The 22,244-nt window shown below is 69.9% G+C and carries 15 protein-coding genes and 2 pseudogenes; 13 read left to right on the top strand and 4 right to left on the bottom strand.

Translation table 11 applies throughout. The features are described from left to right. The first annotated feature begins 16 nt into the window (after positions 1–16). Positions 17–1,105: an NAD(P)H-dependent flavin oxidoreductase gene (locus tag ABFX45_RS04610; RefSeq protein ID WP_346127827.1), complete on the top strand. Its 1,089-nt coding sequence runs from the start codon at positions 17–19 to the stop codon at positions 1,103–1,105. Here the strand turns inward: ABFX45_RS04610 and ABFX45_RS04615 are convergent. Beyond that, positions 1,089–2,000 carry an acyl-CoA dehydrogenase family protein gene (locus tag ABFX45_RS04615; RefSeq protein WP_346127829.1) on the bottom strand — a complete coding sequence of 304 codons (912 nt, stop codon included), beginning with the start codon at positions 1,998–2,000 and terminating at the stop codon, positions 1,089–1,091. The genes ABFX45_RS04610 and ABFX45_RS04615 overlap by 17 nt on opposite strands. 12 nt (positions 2,001–2,012) lie before the next feature. Beyond that, a complete protein-coding gene (locus ABFX45_RS04620; protein ID WP_346127831.1) occupies positions 2,013–3,173 on the bottom strand; it encodes an acyl-CoA dehydrogenase family protein in 1,161 nt (386 codons plus the stop codon). Positions 3,174–3,218: 45 nt separating this feature from the next. Between ABFX45_RS04620 and ABFX45_RS04625 the strand changes: the two genes are divergently transcribed. From ABFX45_RS04625 to ABFX45_RS04675, 11 genes and pseudogenes are all read left to right on the top strand, one after another. After that, a complete protein-coding gene (locus ABFX45_RS04625; RefSeq protein ID WP_109636734.1) occupies positions 3,219–3,410 on the top strand; it encodes a ferredoxin in 192 nt (63 codons plus the stop codon). Between the two features lie 91 nt (positions 3,411–3,501). Next, positions 3,502–4,587: a Zn-dependent alcohol dehydrogenase gene (locus ABFX45_RS04630; protein WP_346127834.1), complete on the top strand. Its 1,086-nt coding sequence runs from the start codon at positions 3,502–3,504 to the stop codon at positions 4,585–4,587. A gap of 21 nt (positions 4,588–4,608) precedes the next feature. Next, positions 4,609–5,460: pseudogene (locus tag ABFX45_RS04635) on the top strand (3-oxoacyl-ACP reductase); the annotation flags it as partial. Positions 5,461–5,485: 25 nt separating this feature from the next. Beyond that, on the top strand, positions 5,486–6,991 hold the full coding sequence (locus ABFX45_RS04640; RefSeq protein ID WP_109636737.1) for an aldehyde dehydrogenase family protein: 1,506 nt from the start codon (positions 5,486–5,488) through the stop codon (positions 6,989–6,991). Further along, complete coding sequence (locus tag ABFX45_RS04645) at positions 6,992–7,738, top strand: glucose 1-dehydrogenase (protein ID WP_346127837.1); 747 nt, start codon at positions 6,992–6,994, stop codon at positions 7,736–7,738. It begins immediately after the preceding gene. Positions 7,739–7,819: 81 nt separating this feature from the next. Beyond that, entirely contained in the window at positions 7,820–9,310 is a 1,491-nt protein-coding gene (locus tag ABFX45_RS04650) for an alpha/beta hydrolase (protein WP_346127839.1), read from the top strand. A 100-nt stretch (positions 9,311–9,410) separates the two neighbouring features. Then, positions 9,411–11,015 (top strand): SLC13 family permease, encoded by a 1,605-nt coding sequence (locus ABFX45_RS04655; protein WP_109636740.1) that lies wholly within the window; start codon positions 9,411–9,413, stop codon positions 11,013–11,015. Then, positions 11,015–12,055, top strand: a complete 1,041-nt coding sequence (locus ABFX45_RS04660; RefSeq protein ID WP_346127842.1) for a tartrate dehydrogenase — start codon at positions 11,015–11,017, stop codon at positions 12,053–12,055. The genes ABFX45_RS04655 and ABFX45_RS04660 overlap by 1 nt, the downstream gene beginning before the upstream one ends. Then, entirely contained in the window at positions 12,052–13,158 is a 1,107-nt protein-coding gene (locus tag ABFX45_RS04665) for a MalY/PatB family protein (RefSeq protein WP_346127844.1), read from the top strand. The genes ABFX45_RS04660 and ABFX45_RS04665 overlap by 4 nt, the downstream gene beginning before the upstream one ends. Before the next feature lie 69 nt (positions 13,159–13,227). Further along, a pseudogene (locus tag ABFX45_RS04670) lies at positions 13,228–14,178 on the top strand (ATP-binding cassette domain-containing protein). Beyond that, positions 14,175–14,948 carry an ABC transporter permease gene (locus ABFX45_RS04675; RefSeq protein ID WP_346127846.1) on the top strand — a complete coding sequence of 258 codons (774 nt, stop codon included), beginning with the start codon at positions 14,175–14,177 and terminating at the stop codon, positions 14,946–14,948. The pseudogene ABFX45_RS04670 and the gene ABFX45_RS04675 overlap by 4 nt, the downstream one beginning before the upstream one ends. A 13-nt stretch (positions 14,949–14,961) precedes the next feature. On the opposite strand, the gene ABFX45_RS04680 is transcribed toward ABFX45_RS04675, so the two are convergent. Then, on the bottom strand, positions 14,962–17,997 hold the full coding sequence (locus ABFX45_RS04680; protein ID WP_346127848.1) for an AfsR/SARP family transcriptional regulator: 3,036 nt from the start codon (positions 17,995–17,997) through the stop codon (positions 14,962–14,964). Positions 17,998–18,077: 80 nt separating this feature from the next. Between ABFX45_RS04680 and ABFX45_RS04685 the strand changes: the two genes are divergently transcribed. Then, positions 18,078–19,355 (top strand): lanthionine synthetase LanC family protein, encoded by a 1,278-nt coding sequence (locus ABFX45_RS04685; protein WP_346127850.1) that lies wholly within the window; start codon positions 18,078–18,080, stop codon positions 19,353–19,355. On the opposite strand, the gene ABFX45_RS04690 is transcribed toward ABFX45_RS04685, so the two are convergent. Continuing rightward, positions 19,339–22,134, bottom strand: a complete 2,796-nt coding sequence (locus ABFX45_RS04690) for a glycoside hydrolase family 2 TIM barrel-domain containing protein (protein ID WP_346127852.1) — start codon at positions 22,132–22,134, stop codon at positions 19,339–19,341. The genes ABFX45_RS04685 and ABFX45_RS04690 overlap by 17 nt on opposite strands. Positions 22,135–22,244: the final 110 nt, after the last annotated feature.

The following is a 22,244-nucleotide window of genomic DNA, read 5'->3' on the forward strand; positions in this document are numbered from 1 at the left end:
CGCCACGTGGAGGACCATGCGCACCAGCCTGTGTGACCAGCTCGGCATCGAACATCCCGTCTTCGGCTTCACACCGTCCGAGCACGTGGCGGCGGCGATCAGCAGGGCGGGCGGCCTCGGCGTGCTGGGGTGCGTGCGGTTCAACGACGCGGAGGACCTCGACCGCGCGTTGACGTGGATGGACGAGAACACCGACGGCAAGCCGTACGGCGTCGACATCGTCATGCCCGCCAAGGTGCCCGCGGAAGGCACGCAGGTGGACCTGAGCAAGCTCATCCCTCAGGGCCACAAGGACTTCGTGCAGCAGACGCTGCTGAAGCTCGGCGTGCCACCGCTGCCGGAGGGCGAGGACAGCCAGGGCGTGCTCGGCTGGCTGCACTCGGTCGCGCGGTCGCACGTCGACGTGGCGCTGGAGCACCCGATCCGGCTGATCGCGAACGCGCTGGGCTCGCCGCCCTCCGATGTCATCGAACGAGTGCACGCTGCCGGCGTTCCGGTGGCCGCCCTCGCGGGCAAGGCCGAGCACGCGCGACGGCATGTGGAGAACGGCGTCGACATCGTGGTGGCCCAGGGCTACGAGGCGGGCGGCCACACCGGTGAAGTCGCCACGATGGTGCTCGTGCCGGAGATCGTCGACGCGGTGGAAGTGCCGGTGCTCGCGGCCGGTGGCATCGGCTCCGGCCGACAGGCTGCCGCGGCCATGGCGCTCGGCGCCTCCGGGGTGTGGATGGGCTCGTACTGGCTGACCACCACCGAGTACACGCTCGGGAACTCCAGCACGCAGCAGGCGTTGCTCGCCGCCGGTTCCAGCGACACCGTCCGCACCCGCATCTACACGGGCAAGCCGGCGCGGTTGCTGAAGACGCGGTGGACGGAGGCGTGGGCGGCGGAGGAAGCCCCGCAGCCGCTGCCCATGCCGTTGCAGAACCTGCTCGTCAGCGAGGCACACCTGCGGATCGCCCGCACCGACGACCCGTCCGTGGTGTCGATGCCGGTCGGGCAGGTCGTCGGGCGGATGAACGAGGTGCGCCCGGTCGCGGAGGTGCTCGCGGAGTTGCTGCGGGAGTTCGACGAGACGGTGGAACGGCTCACCAAGCTGCGCTGAGCTTCAGGAGCTGGGCGGTCGCCCCGCCCAGCTCGAACTCGGCCCGCTTCGCCGCGGTGAAGTACTTGTGCACGTCGTGGCTCATGTCGATGCCCGTGCCGCCGTGGACGTGCACGGCGGTGTGCGCCACGCGGTGCCCGGCGTCGGCAGCCCAGAACTTCGCCGTCGCCACCTCGGCGTCCGCGTGCAGGCCCTCGGACAGCCGCCAGGCCGCCTGCCACAGCGTCAACCGGATCGCCGCCACGTCGATGTACGCATCAGCGAGGCGTTGCGCCACGGCCTGGAAGCTGCCGATCGGCCGGTCGAACTGCACGCGGGTGCGCGCGTACTCGGCCGTCAGCTCCAGCGCTCGTTCGGTCACGCCGAGCTGGAAGGCGCAGAGCCCCAACGTGTACCGCGTGACGAGCCACTCCGGGGTGAGTCCGGGAACCGGTTCGCCACCGGAGAACTCGAACCAGCCCGCCTCCGAGCCGTCGACCAGTTCCTGCGGGGTGATGTCGAGCCGGTCGGCCTCGACGAGGAACACCTGCTCGTCGTGCGACACCAGGAACGCGGCAGCACTGGTCGCGAACGGTACTGTCGTCTTCGCGCCATCGGCTTCCGCAAGCGCCACGGACAGGACGGTTCCCGGGGTCAGCCACCGCGAACGCTGTTCCGCCGCCCCGAATTCCGCGAGGGCCGACGCCGCGACCATCGTGGGCAGGTACGGCACAGCGGCGACCGCGCGGCCGAGCTCGACCAGCACCGAGCACTGTTCCAGGACACCGAACTCGTCGGGGGACTCGGGCACGACACCCGACTTGACCAGATCAGGCCACGGGTCGGCCGAGGAGTCGAGGATCTTGCGGGTCAGCGCGGCGAGCTCGCGTTGTGCCTCGGTCAGGGTGAAGTCCATGTCGTCTCCCGGTCATCGAGGCACCGCGGGCAGGCCGAGGCCGGCGCGCGCGATGATGTCCCGCTGGATCTCGTTGGTGCCGCCGCCGAACGTCAGGATCAGCGACGAGCGGTGCATGCGTTCCACCCGGCCCTGCAACAACGCGCCCGGCGAACCGGCGCGCACGATTCCGTTGGCGCCCAGCACCTCCATCAGCAGCCGGTAGCCCTCGGTGGCGAACTCGGTGCCGAACACCTTGGTGGCCGAGGCTTCCGCGGGCGAAGGCGCCTCGTCACCACCGGAGGCGATCCGCCAGTTGATCAGCTTGAGGAACTCGGTCTTGGCGTGCACACGAGCGAGGTGCAGCCGCACCCACTCGTTCCGGTCGGCGCCGGTTTCCTGCGCCCATTGACGAACTTCGCGCAGCGCGGTCTGCAGCGGTGCGGCCGAACACAGTGCGACGCGTTCGTGGTTGAGCTGGTTGGTGATGAGCTTCCAGCCCTTGTGCTCCTCACCGATCAGGTTCGTCGCCGGCACGCGCACGTTGTCGTAGAAGGTGGCGCTGGTGGTCGGCCCGGACATGGTCGGCACCGGTGTCCAGGAGAAACCGGGGTCCGTGGTCGGCACGATGATGATGCTCAAACCCCTGTGCCGCTGCGATTCCTGGTCGGTGCGGCACGCCAGCCACACGTAGTCCGCGTACTGGATGAGGCTGGTCCACATCTTCTGGCCGTTGATGACGTAGTCGTCGCCGTCGCGGACCGCCCGAGTGCGCAGTCCCGCCAGGTCGGTGCCCGCCTCGGGTTCGGAGTAGCCGATGGCGAAGTGGATCTCACCGGAAGCGATCCTGGGCAGGTAGAACGCTTTCTGCTCGGCCGTGCCGTACGCCATGATGGTCGGCCCGATCGAGTTCAGCGTCAGGAACGGGACCGGCGCACCGGCGGCGGACGCCTCGTCGAGGAAGATCAGCTGCTCGATCATCGGCCGGTCGCGGCCGCCGTACTCCTCCGGCCAGCCGATGGTGAGCCAGCCGTCCTTGCCCATCTGGCGGACGGTGTCCTTGTACACCTCGGCATCACCGTAGTCGCTGCCGCCGGCGAGCCCTGCCCGGCGTTCCGGCGTCATGAGCGCGGCGAAGTACGCCCGCAGCTCCTGGCGCAACTGCTCCTGTTCGGGCGTGAAACCGATGCGCATGGCCGCTACTCTAGAACAAGTTCTACCTGCTGTCAGGAGGCTGCCATGAAGGTGGACGTCGACCCTTCGGTCTGTGAGGCGCACGGGGTCTGCATGTCAATCCTGCCCGAGGTGTTTGACCTTGACGACGAAGAGGTTCTGCAGATCCGGGAGGGTGAGCTCGCTGATGACGAGGTGGAGCGGGCCGAGCGTGCCGTCACGTCGTGCCCCATGGGCGCGCTGCGGCTCTCACGCTGATGGACCTTGTCACGAACAGGAACAGATTCTACTGTGCGACGGGTATCGAGTGCCGCGGCACTGGCCGTGAGCTCAGCGAGGAGTGATACCGGTGAAGGCAGCCGTGCTCAACCAGGTCGGTGACGACAAGCTCGAGCTCCGGGACGACGTGACGACCACCGCGCCGGGGCCGCAGGAAGTGCGCATCAAGATCAAGGCGTGCGGGGTATGCCACAGCGATCTGTCCGCGATGGACGGAACGCTGCCCGCGCTGGCGCCCGGTGTGATCGGGCACGAAGGTGCCGGTGAGGTCGTCGAGATCGGCAGTGCCGTGACATCGCTCGCGGTGGGCGACCACGTGGCGATCACGTTCGTGCCGCCGTGCGGGAAGTGCGCGCAGTGCGTGACCGGTCAGGCCCACCTGTGTCTCGTGCACACGTTGTCCGCGTTCACCTCGCCGCGTTTCGTCGTCGGTGGCAATCCCGCGTTCGGTTACGCGGGTCTCGGCGCGTTCGCCGAAGAGATGGTCGTGCCCGCCGACGCGGCGATGAAGGTCGACGACGACGTGCCGTGGGAGATCGCGGCACTGCTGTCCTGCGGCATTCTCACCGGTGTCGGCGCCGTGCTCAACACCGCGAAGGTCGAACCGGGTTCCAGCGTCGCGGTGATCGGCTGCGGTGGCGTCGGCATCGCGGTGATCCAGGGCGCGCGGCTCGCCGCGGCGGCGAAGATCGTCGGCGTGGACCCCGTGGTCGAGAAGCACGAGGTGGCACAACGGTTCGGCGCGACGCACGCGACGACACCCGAGGGCGTCGCCGATCTCAACAACCAGCTCAACGGCGGCATGGGCTTCGACTACGTCTTCGACGTGGTCGGCCTGTCCGCCACGATCCGGCAGGCGTGGGACCTGACCCGGCGCGGCGGCCACACGGTCGTCGTCGGCGCCGGACGTGCGGACGCGATGGTGTCGTTCAGCGCGCAGGAACTGTTCCTGCACGACAAGACCTTGCACGGGTCGTTCTACGGAACGGCGAACTTCCGCCGGGACGTGCCGCGCATGATCGCGCTGTGGCGGCAGGGGCGTCTCGACCTGGAAGGCATGATCAGCAAGCGGATCCGCCTCGAGGACGTGAACGAGGGCCTGCAGGCGCTGCGCGGCGGAGGATCCCTGATCCGTCAGGTCATCCTCTTCGACTGAACACACAGCCATCGGGAGTCTCAAGTGGACCTTGCGGGGAAGGTCGCCGTCGTCACCGGCGCGGGAGCCGGGCTCGGCCGGGCGGAAGCACTGGAGCTGGCTCGTGCCGGTGCTTCGCTCGTCCTGAACGACCTGCCCGGCTCGGCCGACGCCGTCGCGGCCGAGATCGAGGAGCTGGGCGCCAAGTGCGTCGTGGTCGAGGGTGACGTGGGGGAGCGGACCACCGCGGACACCCTCGTCACCGCGGCGCTGGAGGAGTTCGGCGGCCTGCACGTCGTCGTGAACAACGCCGGGGTGCTGCGCGACCGGATGCTGTTCAACATGTCCGACGAGGACTGGGACCTCGTGATGAGAGTCCACCTGCGAGGTCATTTCCTGTTGTCGCGCAACGCCGTCTCGTTGTGGCGGCAGCAGTCCAAGTCGTCCGGCGAACAGGTCTACGGGCGGATCGTCAACACCTCGTCGGAGGCGTTCCTGCTCGGCTCCGAAGGCCAGGCGAACTACGCGGCGGCCAAGGCCGGGATCGCCGCGCTGACGGTCGCGACCGCCCGAGGCACGTCCCGCTACGGCGTCCGCGCCAACGCGATCTGCCCGCGTGCTCGCACGGGCATGACCGCGCACGTGTTCGGCGACGCACCGGAAGGCGACGACCCGCTGGCGCCCGAGCACGTCGCGAAGTTCGTGGCGCACCTCGCGGGTCCATCCGGCGAGAAGATCAACGGCCAGGTCTTCGTGGTGCACGGCGGCATGGTCGCGCTGATGGCGCCGCCCACCGTGGAGCAGAAGTTCACGGGGTTCGAAGATCTGGACGACCACTTCGCCGGTCGCGATCCGAAGAAGACGTTCTCGTGCACCGAAACCATGAGTCTTTGAACGACACTGTGCTGTAGGAGGAGCTGTGACGCTCACCGTGCAACCGCACCGCGAGACGCTCGGCCTGAAGGACGGCCGGCTCCTCATCGGGGGCGAGTTCCGTGAGACGGCCGAGACCTGGACCCACCACCACCCGGCCACGGGCGAGGAGATCGGCCACTTCGCCGTCGCGTCGCCCGAGGACGTCGACGCCGCCGTGCTCGCCGCGCGCAAGGCGTTCGACGAGGGCACGTGGTCGAGGTCGAAGGTCGGTGAACGCATCCGGGTGCTGCGCAGGTACAGCGACCTGCTGCGGGAGCACTCCGACGAGCTGCGCGGCCTGCAGGCGCTGGACAACGGCGTGCCGCTGTCGTTCGGCCAGATCTACGCCACGTCCGTCGGCATCGCGGCGGACATCTTCGACCACCACGCGGGCTGGATCGACAAGGTCGGCGGCCAGACCCTGCCGCCGTACCAGGGTGGCGACCACCTGGCGATGACGTTCCGCGAGCCGGTCGGTGTCGTCGCGGCGATCCTGCCGTGGAACGCGCCGTTCGTGCTGTTCGCCCAGAAACTCGCGCCCGCGCTCGCCGCCGGGTGCACGGTCGTCGTGAAGCCCTCGGAGTACGCGTCGTTCTGCGTGATCCGCATGGTCGAGCTGCTGATCGAGGCGGGTCTGCCGGAGGGCGTGATCAACCTGGTCACCGGTCCCGGCGATCCGACCGGCGAAGCCCTGATCACCCACCCCGCGGTCGACAAGATCAGCTTCACCGGCAGCCGCGCGGTCGGCCGCCGGATCGTCGAAGCCTCCGCGGGCACGATGAAGCGCGTTTCCCTGGAGCTGGGCGGGAAGTCGCCCGCACTCGTGTTCGCGGACGCCCCGAACGTCGGCCTCGCCGCGATGACCTGCATGGGCATGGTCACCATGGGCCTGTCGGGTCAGGCGTGCGTCGCGCACACGCGGGCGTTGGTGCAGCGGGACGTGCAGGAGGAGTTCGTCGCCACCGCCTCGATGCTCGCGAGCGCGGTCACGTTCGGCGACCCGTTCGACCCGGCGGTGCTGGCCAGTCCGTTGATCAACCAGAAACAGCTCGACCGCGTGCTCGGCTACATCGAACGCGGCCAGCAGGACGGCGCTCGCCTGGTCACCGGCGGCACCCGGCTCGAAGGCGATCTCGCGTCGGGCAACTTCGTGGCGCCGACGATCTTCGCCGATGCCAGCAACGACATGACGATCGCCCGCGAGGAGATCTTCGGACCGGTGCTCACCGTGGTGCCGTTCGACGACGAAGAAGAAGCCATCCGCATCGCGAACGACACCGAGTACGGCCTGGGAGCCGGTGTTTACACCAACGACGTCCGCCGCGCGTTCCGCGTGTCGAAGAGGCTGCGCGTCGGCATGGTCGGCATCAACGGCTTCCAGCTCGAACCGCACGTGCCGTTCGGCGGCTTCAAGCAGTCCGGTCTCGGCCGCGAGGGCGGCCAGAGCGCCTACGAGGCCTACACCGAGCTCAAGACCGTCATGATGCCGCTGACCGACGAGCTGATGTAGATGCGGCTGGACGGCAAGATCGCCCTGATCACCGGTGCGGCCCGCGGTCAGGGCGCGGCCGCGGCCCGCCGGTTCGCCGAGGAGGGCGCGCGGGTGATGCTCACCGACGTCCTCGACGACCAGGGCAAGGAGCTCGCCGCCGAGCTGGGCGCGGAGTACTGCCACCTCGACGTGTCCAACGAGGACGAGTGGGCCGAGGCGGTCGCGTTCACGATCAGCACGTTCGGCGACATCTCGGTGCTGGTGAACAACGCGGGCGTCCTGCACTTCTCGGCGCTGACGGACACGACACTCGCCGACTACCAGCGGGTGATCGGCATCAACCAGGTCGGCACGTTCCTCGGGATGCGCGCCGTCGTGGAGTCGATGACGCGGGCGGGCGGCGGATCGATCGTCAACGTGTCGTCGGTCGAGGGCCTGGGCGGCATGCCGTACCTGGTTGCTTACACGGCTTCGAAGTTCGCGATCCGCGGCATGACCAAAGTGGCCGCGATGGAGCTCGGCCAGCACGGCATCCGCGTCAACTCCGTGCATCCCGGCGCGATCAACACCCCGATGGTGGGCGAGGCGCTGGGCCGCCCGGTCGACATCTCACCGATCGGCAAGAAGGTGGCGCTGCGCCGAGTCGGCCAGCCGGAGGACGTCGCGAACGTCGTTCTGTTCCTGGCCAGCGGCGAAAGCGCGTACTGCACGGGCGCGGAGTTCGTGGTGGACGGAGGTGCGACCGCCACGCACGCGCTGAGCTGACTTTCGCTCGTTCCCCGGATGCAACCCGGCGGGTGGCACCAGCGTCTCCTGACCGAGAGGTTGGAACTGGGGAGCTTCAATTTGAAATCGATACTGATCACGGCGGCGCTGCTCATCGGTCTGGCGCCCGCCTCCGTCGCCGTCGCCGAACCCGACGCGCAGACGCCTGCGCTGTCCTGGCAGGACTGTCAGGACGGGTTCCAGTGCGCGACCGCGAAAGTGCCGCTCGACTACGACCGGCCGAGCGGCACGAAGATCGACCTGGCGGTCATCAGGTTGCCCGCGACCGACCCGTCGAAGCGGATCGGCTCGCTGTTCGTGAACTTCGGCGGGCCCGGCGCGTCCGGTGTCGACCGGTTGCGCGCACGTGGCAAGTGGGAGTGGCTGTTCTCGTCCGACCTGCGGGCGCGGTTCGACGTGGTGTCGTGGGATCCGCGCGGCATCGGTCGCAGCGCCACTGTCCGGTGCTTCGACAGCGTCGAGGAGCAGCAGGCGTTCCTCAACTCGATCCCGGTCTACCCCGACACCGCCGCGGAGGAGCCGGCGTTCTACGAGGGATACCGGGAGTTCGTGCGGCGCTGCGAGACGAAGTCCGGCGACCTGCTGGACCACGTCTCGTCCGCCAACACGGCGCGTGACCTCGACCAGCTGCGCAAGGCCGTCGGCGACAGGAAGCTGACGTACCACGGCATCTCGTACGGCACGCACCTCGGCGCGATCTACGCGAACATGTTCCCGGACAAGGTCCGCGCGCTCGCGTTCGACGGCGCGCTCGACTTCATCGGCAACGCCACCGGGCACGGCAACCAGGGCACGACCGTGCCGCTCGACACGCGCCAGGACGTGCCGCGCGGTGTCGCCGAGACGTTCGACCAGTTTCTGAAGCTGTGCGCGGCGCCGGGCGCGAAGTGCGCGTTCGCGGGCGGCGACCTGCGCAAGAAGTGGGCGGACCTGGTGGCCAAGGTGACGGCTTCTCCCGTCACCACGCCGGACGGCCGCTTCGACCGCGTCACGCTGATCAGCACCGTCTGGGACGCGCTGGCGCAGCCGGAGAACTGGCAGGACACCGCCCGGATCCTGCAGGGGGTGTGGCAGGCGCCGGCGTCGCTGCGCGCGGCGTCCGCCGACTACGTCACCAACCGGTTCGAGGGGTTCAACGCGGTTCAGTGCTCGGACAGCGATTTCCCGCGCGACACCGCCACGTACACGAAGTACGGCAAGAGCGAGGACGAGCGCGTGCCGTACTGGGGCCGTGCCGTGGTGTACGACATGATGGCCTGCGCGTTCTGGCAGGGTCGTGACGAGGACCGCTACACCGGTCCGTGGAACCGCTGGACGTCGGCGCCGATCCTGTTCATCAACAGCAGGTTCGACCCGTCCACGCCGCTGCACGGTGCTCGCGACGGTGCGGCGGAGATGGCTCGCACCGGGTTCCTCACCGTTGAGGGGTACGGGCACACGTCGATGTACGTGCGGAGTGCTTGCGCGGAGAAGGTGAAGCGGGAGTACCTCTTCACCGGGGTGCTGCCTGCGCAGAAGACGTGCGGCATCGACAAGTTGCCGTTCGCCTGACAGCGGTCCGGGGAGGGCCTCACCGGCTGGTGAGGCCCTCAGGGGTAGCCGGTCGTGCTCCCCGGTGCCACCCTGGTCCTGGATCGATGGGAGGCGCACCATGCCGAACGACCGACCGACGAACCGGACCGATGTGGACGCCGCACTGCTCGGCCACGCCACATATCGGAGTCTGGGCGAGCAGAAGCTGTCCAAAACCGAGGAGAGGTTCGAGCGCGGCCGCCGCACGGTGGGACTGTGGCTCGCACCGCTCGTGACGATCGTGTTCCTGGCGCTGCCGATCGACCTGGCAGGTCATCAGCAGACCCTCGCGGGGATCCTGCTCGGCGTGATCGTCCTGTGGATCACCGAGGCGGTGCCGATCCCGGTCGGCGGGCTGATCGGTGTCGGGCTGATCGTCGTGCTGGGTGTGGTGCCGCCGGACGCGGCGCTGCGCCCGTTCGGTTCGTCGACGATCTTCACGTTCATCGGGGCGTTCATCCTGGCCCAGGCGATGCTCAAGCACGGGCTGGCGCGCCGGTTCGCGTTTCGGATCCTCGCGTTGCCGCGGGTGGGTGGCTCGACGACTGGCGTGATCATCGCGTTCGGCGGCATCACCTGTGTGCTGTCCGCGTTCGTGTCCAACACGGCGACGGTCGCGATGCTGCTGCCGACCGCGATCGGCATCCTCGCCGTGATCGCGAAGCTGCTGCAGGAACGCGGGCTGGTGGCCGAGGACTTCGACCCGCTGCGGCTGCGGGTCGGTGCCGCGATCATGCTCATGCTCGCGTACGGCGCCAGCGTCGGCGGACTGCTGACACCGGTGGGGACACCGCCGAACCTCATCGGCAGGGGCCTGATCGAGGAAGCCACCGGGGAGCGGATCTCGTTCGCCCAGTGGACCGCGACGGCGTTGCCGATCTGTGCGCTGATGTTCGTCGCGTTGGGGGTGGTCCTGTTGCTGCTCAACCGGCCGGAGATCAAGCGCATCGACGGCGTGCGCGACTACGTCCAGCGGGAGCGTGACGCGATGGGGCCGTTGTCCCGCGCGGAGAAGAACACGTTGATCGCGTTCGGGGTCACCGTGACGCTGTGGATCGTGCCCGGCATCGTCGCGCTGATCGCGGGCAACGACTCGAAGGTCTACGAGACGGTCAGCGACCGGCTCGACGAGGGTGTCATCGCGGTGATCGGCGCGTCGCTGCTGTACCTGCTGCCGGTCGACTGGCCGAAGCGTGAGTTCACGCTGCGCTGGCGTGACGCGGCCGAGATCGACTGGGGCACGATCCTGCTGTTCGGCACCGGCATCATCTTCGGCTCGCTGCTGGCGAGCACCGGTCTCGCCAAGACGCTGGGCGAGTCGGCGTCCGACCTGCTCGGCCTGAGCAGCGTCGTCCCGATCACGATCTTCGCGGTCGTCCTCGCGATCGTCGTGTCGGAGACGACGAGCAACACCGCCTCCGCCGCCGTCGTCGTCCCGATCATCATCCCGATCGCGATGGCCGCGGGCGCCAACCCGTTCGTGCCCGCGCTCGCCGCGACGTTCGCCGCGTCGTTCGGTTTCATGCTGCCGGTCTCGACACCGCAGAACGCGGTCGTGTACGGATCAGGGATGGTTCCGATCACGAGAATGATCCGCTCCGGCATCTCGTTCGACGTGCTGGGCGCGATCCTGATCCTGCTCGGGCTACCGGTGATGGTCGCACTGCTGGGAATCGGTGGCTGATGCGGATAGCGGTGATACCGGGCGACGGGATCGGCCGGGAGGTGATCGGCGCGGCCAGGGACGTGCTCGACGCGGTGTCGGCCGCGCACGGCTTCAAGCTGTCGTACACCGAGTTCGACTGGGGGTGCGAGCGGTACACGCGTGAGGGCGCGATGATGCCGGCTGACGGGCTGGACGTGTTGCGGGACTTCGACTCCATCCTGCTCGGCGCGGTCGGTTGGCCCGGGGTACCCGACCACGTGTCGCTGTGGGGTCTGCTCATCCCGATCCGGCGCACCTTCCGCCAGTACGTCAACCTCCGGCCGATCCGGACGTTCACCGGCGTCGAGACGCCGGTGCGGGAGGCCGAGTTCGACTTCGTGGTCGTGCGGGAGAACGTCGAGGGCGAGTACAGCGAGGCGGGCGGCCGGCTCAACCGCGGCTTCCCCGACGAGCTCGCGATCCAGGAGGCGATCTTCACGCGGGCCGGCGTCACGAGGATCGTCGATTACGCCTTCGCCCTCGCGGCACTGCGCCGTGGCTACCTGACGTCGGCGACCAAGTCGAACGGCATCGTGCACACCCTGCCGTTCTGGGACGAGATCGTCGCCGAACGCGCCGAGCACCATCCCGGGGTGCGCTGGGACTCCGAGCACATCGACGCGCTGGCCGCGAAGTTCGTGCTGCAGCCGGGCCGGTTCGACGTCGTCGTCGGCTCGAACCTGTTCGGTGACATCCTGAGCGACCTGGCGGCGGCCGTCGCGGGCAGCATCGGCATCGCGCCATCCGCCAACCTCGACCCGACGCGGGAGTTCCCGTCGATGTTCGAGCCGGTGCACGGGTCTGCGCCGGACATCGCGGGCACGGGAGTGGCCAACCCGGTCGGCGCGGTGTGGTCGGCCGCGCTGATGCTGGAGCACCTCGGCCGGCCCGATGCCGCCGCGGACGTGCTGGCCGCGATCGAGACGACACTGGCCCAGCCGTCCACCAGAACTCCCGATCTCGGAGGCACGGCGTCGACCCGCGAAGTCACTGAGGCGTTGGTGCGGTCGGCCTCGTGAACCCGTTCGACGTCCGGTTGCGGCGGCGTACGAGCGTGAAGTGGCGCCAGTACCCGGAAGACGTGCTGCCGGTGTGGGTGGCCGAGATGGACGCCGAGCCGGCCGAACCGGTCGCGCGGGCGATCATCGATGCCGTGCAGCTCGGCGATACGGGCTACCCGTGCGGAACCGGATATGCCGAGGCGCTGGCAGGCTTCGCGAGTAGCCGCTGGAGGTGGGATGGGATCGCGGTCGACCGCACGGCGGTCGTGGCGGACGTGATGCTCGGCATCGTCGAGACGATCAAGGTGGTGGGCGGTGACCTCGTCATCGTCAGCCCGCCGGTGTATCCGCCGTTCTACATGTTCGTGAGGAGCATGGGACTGCCGATCGTCGAAGCGCCGCTGAACGACGGCCGGCTCGATGCGGACGTGTTGGAGCGAACCTTCAGGCACGTCCGCGCCGCGCGGCCGGTGTATTTGCTGTGCAGTCCGCACAACCCGACCGGGACCGTGCACACGGCCGAAGAGCTGGCCGCCGTTGCCGACCTCGCCGGGAAGTACGGGGTTCGGGTCATCGCCGACGAGATTCACGCGCCGATCGTGTCCAGGAGCGCGACGTTCGTGCCGTACTTGAGCGTTGATCCGCGAGGGCTGTCGTTGATGTCCGCGTCGAAGGGCTGGAACCTGGCCGGGCTGAAGGCCGCGATCGCCGTTGCCGGGGCAGACGCGGACGACCTCGACAGGTTGCCGGTGGAGGTCAGCCACGGGCCCAGTCACATCGCCTCCATCGCGCACACCGCGGCGTTGAAGGAAGGTGGCCACTGGCTGGACGCGGTGCTGGAAGGTCTCGAGGAGAACCGCGCGCTGCTGGCTGGGCTGCTCGCGGAGCATCTGCCGGAGATCGGGTACCGGCCGGCACCCGCGACCTACCTGGCCTGGCTGGACTGCCGGAGCATCGGCGCGGACCCGGCGGCGCTGTTCCTCGAACGTGGACGGGTCGCGTTGACCTCGGGAACGGACTTCGGCAGCGGGGGAGCGGGCTTCGCGCGGCTCAACATCGCCACCTCGCCCGAGATCCTCACGGAGGCCGTCCGGCGCATGACAGCGGCTGTCAGGGGCTGACAGCGGCTTGTGCGCGTCCTGCCAGCGGGGCGGCGCACAGTTCCTCCCGAACACGGGGAGGTACCGACGATGTCACTGGCGATCAGGGCAGAAGGCCTGGTCAAGCACTACGGGGAGACCAAAGCGCTGGACGGCGTGGACCTCGAGGTGCCGGAGGGGAAGGTCGTGGGCGTGCTCGGGCCGAACGGTGCGGGCAAGACCACGGCGGTGCGGGTGCTGGCCACGTTGTTGCGGCCGGACGCCGGGCACGCCACGGTCGGAGGGCACGACGTGGTGAAGAATCCCAGGGCGGTGCGGTCGCTGATCGGGCTGACCGGGCAGTACGCGTCGGTGGACGAGGACCTCTCCGGTACGGAGAACCTGGTGCTGCTGGCGCGGCTGCTGGACCACTCACGGGCGGGGGCGCGTGCCAGGGCGGCCGAGTTGCTGGAGCAGTTCGAGCTGACCGACGCCGCGGGGCGGGCCGCCAAGACGTACTCGGGCGGTATGCGCAGGCGGCTCGACCTCGCGGCGAGCCTGGTCGGGAATCCGTCGGTGCTGTACCTCGACGAGCCGACCACCGGGCTGGACCCGCACGCCCGCAACGAGGTGTGGGCGGTGGTGCGCAAGCTCGTCGCGAACGGGGTGACGGTCCTGCTCACCACGCAGTAGCTGGAGGAGGCCGACCAGCTCGCGGACACGATCACGGTGTTCGACCACGGCCGCGTGGTGGCCGAGGGACGGCCGGACGAGCTGAAGCGCCGCGTGGGCGGGCAGACGCTGCAGGTGCGGCCGACGTCGTTGCGCGATCTCGATGTCGTGCAACGGATTCTCGGCGACCTGACCGGGGTTCGGCCGACGCGCGACGAGGACACCGGACTGCTCACGGCGCCGGTCAACGATCCGGTGCTGCTGTCCACTCTGGTCCGCAAGCTCGACGACGCCGGCATCACCGCGGACGAGCTGGCGCTGCGCCTGCCGTCGCTCGACGAGGTCTTCCTCGCGCTGACCGGCAAGCAGACCGAGGGGAGCCTGGCATGAGCACCATCGCGCTGGACAAGGGCATGCGCCACGGGTTCTCGTTGGCGTGGCGCGGAATCCTGAAGATCCGCAAGAACCCGGAGCAGCTGATGGACGTGACGATCGCGCCGATCGTCTTCCTGGCGATGTTCACCTACCTCTTCGGCGGCGCGCTCGCCGGGAACACGGACGCGTACCTGCAGATGCTGGTGCCGGGGATCATGGTGATGAACATCCTGCAGGCCAGCATGACCGCGGGCGTGCAGCTGAACACGGACGTCTCCAAGGGCGTGTTCGACAGGTTCCGGTCCATGCCGATCGCCCGCTCGGCACCGTTGATCGGCGCGGTGCTGGCGGACATCGTGCGGTACGTCGTCTGCATCATGGTGCTGCTCGTCGTCGCCACCGTCATGGGCTTCCGGGTGCAGACCGGGCCGGTGGAACTGCTCGTCGCGGTTGGCCTCACGATCGTGTTCGGGCTGGCCTTCTGCTGGGCGTCGGTGTTCGTCGGCATGCTGCTCAAGACCCCGCAGGCCGTGCAGGGCATGATGTTCGTGCTGATCATGCCGCTGACGTTCGGCAGCAACGTGTTCGTCGGCACGTCGACGATGCCGGGCTGGCTGAAGGCGTGGGCGGACATCAGCCCGGTCTCGTTGATGGCGGACGCGCTGCGCGGACTGCTCAACGGCGGTGCGATCGCCGCACCGCTCACCGGTTCGCTGATCTGGATGGTGGCGGCGGTCGCGGTGTTCTTCCCGCTGGCCACGTGGTCCTACCGCAAGAGGGTCTAGTGCGAGGCGGGTGTCAGCCGGTGCTGATGCCCGCTTCCTCGCGTAACTCCCGCAGCGCTTCCGCTTTGCCGATGGTGAGCTGTCCGGGCTCGCCGAGCTCGGCGACGAGGCGCCGCACGTCGGGATCGCCCAGGTCGAGCCGGCCGCGGATCACCTGGGCGAGCGCGAGCAGCCGGGCCGCCGAGTCGCGGCCCTGCCGGTGCCGGATGTGGGCGAGCAGTTCGGTCACCGTCGCGAGATCCGGCATGTCGCCGCGATCCGACGTCATGCCGATCGCCACCGCGGCGCGTGCCTCCGCCTCGGCCAGATCGCCCTCCTCGAGCGCGATGCGCGCGTCGAGGATCGCCGACCACTCCGCGACGTACGAGCCGAACACGGCCGAGATCGTGGCCGACTCCTTGAACCGCGTGCTCAGCTCACGTGCTTCGGCGGCGTGGCCGGCGCGGAGCCTGACCTCGGCCTTCGCGTAGCCGACCATGAGAGACATCTGGTCGTTGCCGACGTCGCGGACGTACTGCTCCGCCTCGGCGACCTCACGCGCGGCCGACTCGTGGTCGCCGGCGCGCGCGTACTCGACCGCGAGCCGCCACTGCTGCTGCACCGCGTCGTCCTGCGACCGCAGTTCCAGCGCCACGTCGAGCCCGCGCTGGTACAGGTCGATCGCCGCCTGGTTGTCGCCGGTGTGCGAGACGAACGCGGCCTTCATGCCGAGAGTCATCGCCGAGCCCCAGCGGTCGCCCACGGCCATGAACTGCTCGTACGCGCGGTCACGGGCCACTTCGGCGCCGTCGAGATCACCCTCGTCGACGAGGATGAAGCTCAACGCCCAGTCGGCCGCCGCTCGCGCCCACGCGTCCTCGCTCGCCGAGGCCCGCGCCACCTCACGGCGTGCCAGCTCGCGGTTCTGGCTGAGGAACGCGAGCATCGGCAGCGCGATCGACAGCGCCGGATACTTCTGCGTGGCACCGGTGCGCACACAGTCCTCGATGACGTCCGCGGCCTGCACGGTCTCCGGGGCGCCGGGGATCGCGGTCATGATGAGGTGCATCGCGCGGAACGAGGCGGCGAGGTCGGCCGGCAGGTCGCTGCCGAGCGCGAGCACGTCGCGCACCGACAGCTCCGCACGTTCGTTGTCGCCCTTGACCAGCCAGTACCAGAAGGTGCCGCCGACCAGGTCCGCCGCCAGCGCCGCGTCGCGATCGTCCAACGCGCCGCGCAGCGCGGCGGCGATGTTGTCCTGCTCCGCGTCGAACATCCCGATCGCCTCGAGCTGGCGGGTGGTGCGGGTGAGCGGCTCCCACCTGCCGGCGAGGGCCCGGTAGTACTGGCGGAACCGGTCGACGACCTCGCGCTTCTCCCCGGACGCGTCCAGCTGTTCCGCCGCGTAGACGCGGATGGTCTCGAGCATCCGGTAGCGCGGTTCGTCGTGCTCGGTGACGTCCACGATGGACTTCTCGACCAGTGACGTGAGCACGTACAGCGCGTCCTCGTGGCAGACCTGCTCGATCGCGGCGAGGTCGGCTCCCGCCGGGAACACGGACAGCCTGCGCGCGAGCTGGCGTTCCTCCTCCGTGAGCAGGTCCCAGCTCCACTCGACGACGGCGCGCAGCGTGCGCTGGCGGGGCAGTGCCGTGCGGCTGCCCGAGGTCAGCAACCGGAACCTGTCGTCGAGACGCTCGGTGATCTGCCGGATCGTCATCGACCGCAGCCGCGCGGCCGCGAGTTCGAGTGCGAGCGGCATGCCGTCGAGCCTGCGGCAGATCTGCCGCACCTCGTCCACAGTGGACTCGTCCAGCCGGAAGCCAGGCTTCACCGCGTTCGCCCGGTCCAGGAACAGCCGCACCGAGCCGAACCCCGACACGTCGGCCTGGCCGTTGGGCACGGAGAGCGGGCCGACCGGGCAGAGCGACTCGCCGTCGATCGCGAGCGGCTCCCTGCTGGTCGCGATCACCCGCAGGTTCGGCACGCGCCGCAGCAGATCACCGGCGAACTCGGCGGCGGCGCCGATGAGGTGCTCGCAGTTGTCCAGCACCAGCAACGACTCGCCCGCGCCCAGCACCTCGGCGATCCGGTTCATGCCCTCCGCCCCGCGCCGCAACGGATCCCCGCCGAAGGCCACGTCGAACGCGCTGAGCACCGCACCCACGAGATCCTCCGGCGCGCGGACACCGGCCAGTGCCGCGAACCACACGCGCCCCTTGGCGTGCAACGGATGCCGGGCCGCGACCTCGGTGGCCAGCCGCGTCTTGCCCGCACCGCCCGGTCCGACCAGCGTCACGAGCCGCGCGTGGCCGAGCTGACCGGTGATCTGGGCCAGTTCCTCGTCGCGGCCGACGAAGCTGGTGAGCCGCACGGGCAGCCGGTCGACCGAGGGCCTCGGGGTGAGCTCGCCGCGCAGGGCGGCGACGTGGACGTCCCGCAGCTCGTGGGACGGGTCGACGCCCAGCTCGTCGGCGAGTCGGCGGCGGACGCCCTCGTAGACGCGCAGCGCGTCCGACTGCCTGCTTTGAGCGCACAACGCCCGCATCAGGAGTCCGGCCAGGCGTTCCCGCAACGGGTGCTTCTCGTGCATCGCGGTCAGCGCGGCGATGTCGGGCTCGCCGCTCGTGAACCGCTCCTCCTCGGCGCTGAGGCGCGCCTCGTCGAGCCGTGCGGCGGCGGACTGGGCGAACGGCGCTTCTCGCACGTCGGCGAGCGCGTCACCTCTCCAGAGCTCGAGTGCCTCGTCGAGCCGCCCGGCGGCGCGGAGCCGTTCGAACCGGTGGACGTCGACGTCGTCCGGCGCGATCGCGAGCCGGTAGCCGCCCGGCTCCAGCGTCACGTCCGGGCAGACCTTGCGCAGCCGCGAGACGAGCGACTGCAGGGCGTTCGACGCGTCCGCGGGTGGCTGTTCGCCCCACAGGTCGTCGATGAGGGTCGTGGTGGGCACGGGTCGGCCGGGATCGAGCGCGAGGCGGGCTAGGAGCATGCGGACGCGGGCACCACCGATGTCGACCGGTGTGCCGTCGTCGGCCTCCACGGTCGTGGGGCCCAGCAATGCCACGCGCACGGATCCAGCTTTCCAGATCACCTGACGCGGCCGGGCGGGAACGCCGGGTACGCGGGCCGGCGCGATGCGATGATCGCGCGATGGAAACGTACTGGGGGACCGCCGAGGCAGCCTGGCGGTGGGTGCTGGATCAGGTGCGCTACGACGACGCGGTGTGGATTCCGCCGTCAGCGGGCGACGAGCTCGACCCGGAGGACCGCGACGGCATGTACGCGGGCGTCGGCGGCCTGGCGCACGTGCTGGCGGAGATCCGCCTGAGCCGGGAGTGGACGGACGAGGAGCAGCGCCTGGCCGCGGTCGTCGCCGAGCAGGTCCGCGCGGGCATCGCCGCCACGACCGACTACACGTTCTTCGGCGGCCTGGTCAGCGCGATCGGCGTGCTGACCGCGCTCGGCGAGCCCGGATCCGGCGCGGCCGTCACCCGGCTGCTCGAACTGTCCACACCGGACGGCTGGGCGCTCGACCACTACAGCCCGCCGCGGTTCCTGGAAGGCGCTCGCAGCCAGGACCTGACGCTCGGCACGGCAGGCGTCCTGCTCGCGGCCGTGTGGGCTCACCGCCACGGTGCCGGGGGAGCGCGCGAGCTCGCGGACACGGCGGCAGAGATCCTGCTGGCCGAGCAGGAGGAGGTGCCGGCCGGGCTCAACTGGCGTGCGGTGCCGGTGCGCTCGTGCGTCGTGCAACGGGAGATGCCGAACTTCTCGCACGGCCTGTCCGGCATCGCGACCGCGCTGGCGCTCGCCGGCGCGGAGTTCGGGCGGCCGGACCTGGTCAAGGCGGCGGCCTCGGGTGCGGAGCACCTCGTGACGCTCGCCGAGGTGAGCGACGGTGGTTTCCGCGTGCCGCTGCGCATCCCGTTGCTGGAGGACATGGAGCCGTTCAGCTACGGCTGGTGCCACGGCCCCACCGGAACGTCGCTGCTGTGGCCGGCGCTGGGCCACGCCGGTGTCTCCGACGTGGCCGATGCCCCGGTGACGCACTGGCACGACCGGTGCCTGCACAGCATCCTGTCCTCCGGCCTGCCAGAACGGCGCTATCCGGGGTTCTGGGACAACGACGGCCGTTGCTGCGGCACCGCCGGGGTCGGCGACAGGTTGCTGGACACCGGCGAACACACGGACTTCGCGTTGCACCTTGCCGATGTGCTCGTCGAGCGCGCGATTCCGGACGGGACAGGGGTGTGCTGGCGGTTCCTCGAGCACAGGAACGACGACCCGCTGCTGCCACCCGGCGTCGGCTGGATGCAGGGCGCGGCGGGCATCGCCGCGTTCCTGTTCCACGCGGGCCGTGTCGCTCAGGGCGACACGGCCGCCGTGCCTCGAATGGACACCTGGTGGGCGCTCAGGACAACGGGGTGAAGGTGAGCGAGAAGCTCGCCTTCTGCGCGTAGAGCCGGTACTGCGGCAACACGCCCGGCCCGCACGACGCCGTGCCCAGTCCGTTCTGGGCGAGGTCGAGGTTCAGGTGGACGTGCTCGCGCGGCTTCAGCTCGTCCGGGTGCCGGGCCGCGTCGAGGTCCTCGGTGGTCCAGCGGCGGGCGGTGAAGTCGAACACCGGCTCGCCGCTCACCCGGAGGCCACGACCGCCCGCGGTGATCTGGAGCCAGCGCGCGTCCGCCCGGTTGCCGTTCTCCTGCGGGAAGACGTACGGCGTCCGCAGATCGTCCACAGTGGACTTGAACCGGCCGGTGCGGACCGCCTGGCGGCTGTCCGCGTACGCCTCGCCCGGACCCGCGCCGAACCACTCGACGGTCGTCAGCTCGGCCGGGAGGGCCAACCGCAGACCGAGGCGGGGGAGCGTGCAGGGCCACTCGCCGTCGGGGGTGACGTCGAGCTGGAGTCGCAGGCGGCCGCCGTCGGCGGTCCAGTGGTAGTCGGCGAGCATGCCGAAACCGAGCGCCGGTGGTGCCACCCGCGTACGGACGACCAGCGCCTTCTCCCGGACGCCGACCTCGATGACGCGGTGCTGCAGGCGGTGCAGGCCCGCCTCGCGCCAGGCGCGGTCGTCCGGTGCGTCGGAGCCTCGGTCGTTGTCCGTGGGGGCGCGCCAGAGGTCAAGGCGCGGACCCTGCACCGGGTGTTCGCCGATCCTGGTCAGCAGGCCGGAGGCCGGGTCGAACTCGCCGGGGCCGAGCGAGAGGACATCGCCGACGCCCACCAGTTCCACGGCGGTGACGGGGGAGACCGGGGCGGCTTCCGCGATGGCGATCTGACCCCAGGCGATGACGTGACCGGCGTCGGCCCAGGTGGTGGCGGTGGCCAGGGAGGCGCGGACGGTCAGCCAGCCCTCGCCGGACGCCGCCGGGAGCTGCGGGACCTGGAGCTCTGCGTGCTCTCCGGCAGTCATCGCGGGCACGTCGAGCGACCCCGAGGCGACCTCTGCCCCGTCGACCTCGTACACCCAGTCGAACCGCAGGTGGTCGAGCGACACGTGGTCGTAGTGGCTCTCGACCCGGATGCTCTGCGCGGTCCCGGTGATCCGCACCGGCTCGAAGACCTTGGCGAACTCGACCAGGCCGGGCGACGGCGTGCGGTCGGGGAACACCAGGCCGTCGATCACGAAGTTGCCGTCGTGGATCTTCTCGCCGAAGTCGCCGCCGTACGCGTAGTGCCCGTCGGCCTCGAGGCCGTGGTCGATCCACTCCCAGATGAACCCGCCCTGCACGTGGCGGTAGCGCTCGAACAGCTCGCGGTACTCGAGCATGCCGCCCGGCCCGTTGCCCATGGCGTGGGCGAACTCGCACAGGATGAACGGCAGCGTGCGGCGCCGGGCGTTGGTGTCCTCACGCCGGCCGATCTCCTCGACCTCCTCGTGGGGGGCGTACATGCGGCTGTAGACGTCGACGTACTCGCATTCGCGGTCGCCCTCGTAGTGCACCGGGCGGGACGGGTCGCGGTCGCGGGCCCACGAGGCCATCGCGGCGAGGTTGCGGCCGGTGTGGGCCTCGTTGCCGAGCGACCACATCACGACGGACGGGTGGTTCTTGTCGCGTTCGACGGTCCGGCGCATGCGGTCCAGGTAGGACTCGGTCCAGCGCGGGTCGTCGCTCGGGTTGCCCTCCCAGCCCAGGTCGCCGAAGCCGTGCGTCTCCAGGTCGCACTCGTCGATCACCCACAGGCCGTACTCGTCGCACAGCTGGAGGAAGTGCGGGTCCGGCGGGTAGTGGCTGGTGCGGACGGCGTTGACGTTGTGACGCTTCATCAGCAGGACGTCGGCGAGAGCGGTCTCGCGCGGCACGGCGCGTCCGAGACGCGGGTGGTGCTCGTGCCGGTTCACGCCGCGGAAGACCACGCGCGAGCCGTTGATCGTGATCACGCCGTCCTCGATGGCGACGGTGCGGAAGCCGATCCGCACCGGCACGCGTTCGACGGCCGTGTGCACGAAACCGTCGTAGAGCCGGGGGTTCTCGGCGCTCCACGGCTCCACCGGCACCTCGGCGGACCGCGCGTCCTGCACGCCCAGCTCCGGCACGGTGATCAGCACCTCGGGAGCGGCGGTGATCGACAGCCGGCCGAGCCCGGAAACGTGGTCGTACGAGGCGTGCAGGTGGAAGTCCGCGACACCGCCGCGCGGCCGCGACAGCAACGTCACGGCGCGGAAGATGCCGGACATCCACCACATGTCCTGGTCTTCCAGGTAGCTGCCGGACGACCACTGGTGCACGCGCACGACCAGCACGTTGCCCCGCGGGCGGAGCAGGTGGCCGACCTCGAACTCGGACGGCAGCCTGCTGCCGCGCGTCACGCCGAGCTCGGCACCGTTGAGCCACACCCGCCCGCACGAGTCGATGCCGTCGAACCGCAGCGCGGCGGGCTCGTCGGAAGGCCAGCCGGAAGGCAGGTCGAACGTCAGCCGGTGATCGCCCGTCGGGTTGTCGGACGGCACGAACGGCGGCTCGATCGGGAAGGGGTACTGCACGTTGGTGTACGCGGGAGAGCCGTGGCCCTGCAGCTGCCAGTGCCCGGGAACGGTGATCGTGGACCAGCCGCTGTCGTCGAAGTCCTCGCGCTCGACGCCGGCAGGCGCCGCGGCCGCGGACGGGGACAGGTGGAAGCGCCAGGCTCCGTCGAGCGACAGCGATGCCGCGTCGGAGGTGAAGAAGGCACGCGGCGGCAACGCACCCGTACCAGGACCCATGTCTTCGATGTACAAGGTTTCAGCCCTTCAGCGTCTCACCCTCGAGGGAGTCCGTGAACGCTCCCGTGAACGTTCACGGACACCTCCGAAGCATGCGCAGAACGGCTGGA

It is taken from the genome of Lentzea roselyniae (assembly GCF_039537795.1).
GTDB classification, from domain to species: domain Bacteria; phylum Actinomycetota; class Actinomycetes; order Mycobacteriales; family Pseudonocardiaceae; genus Lentzea; species Lentzea atacamensis.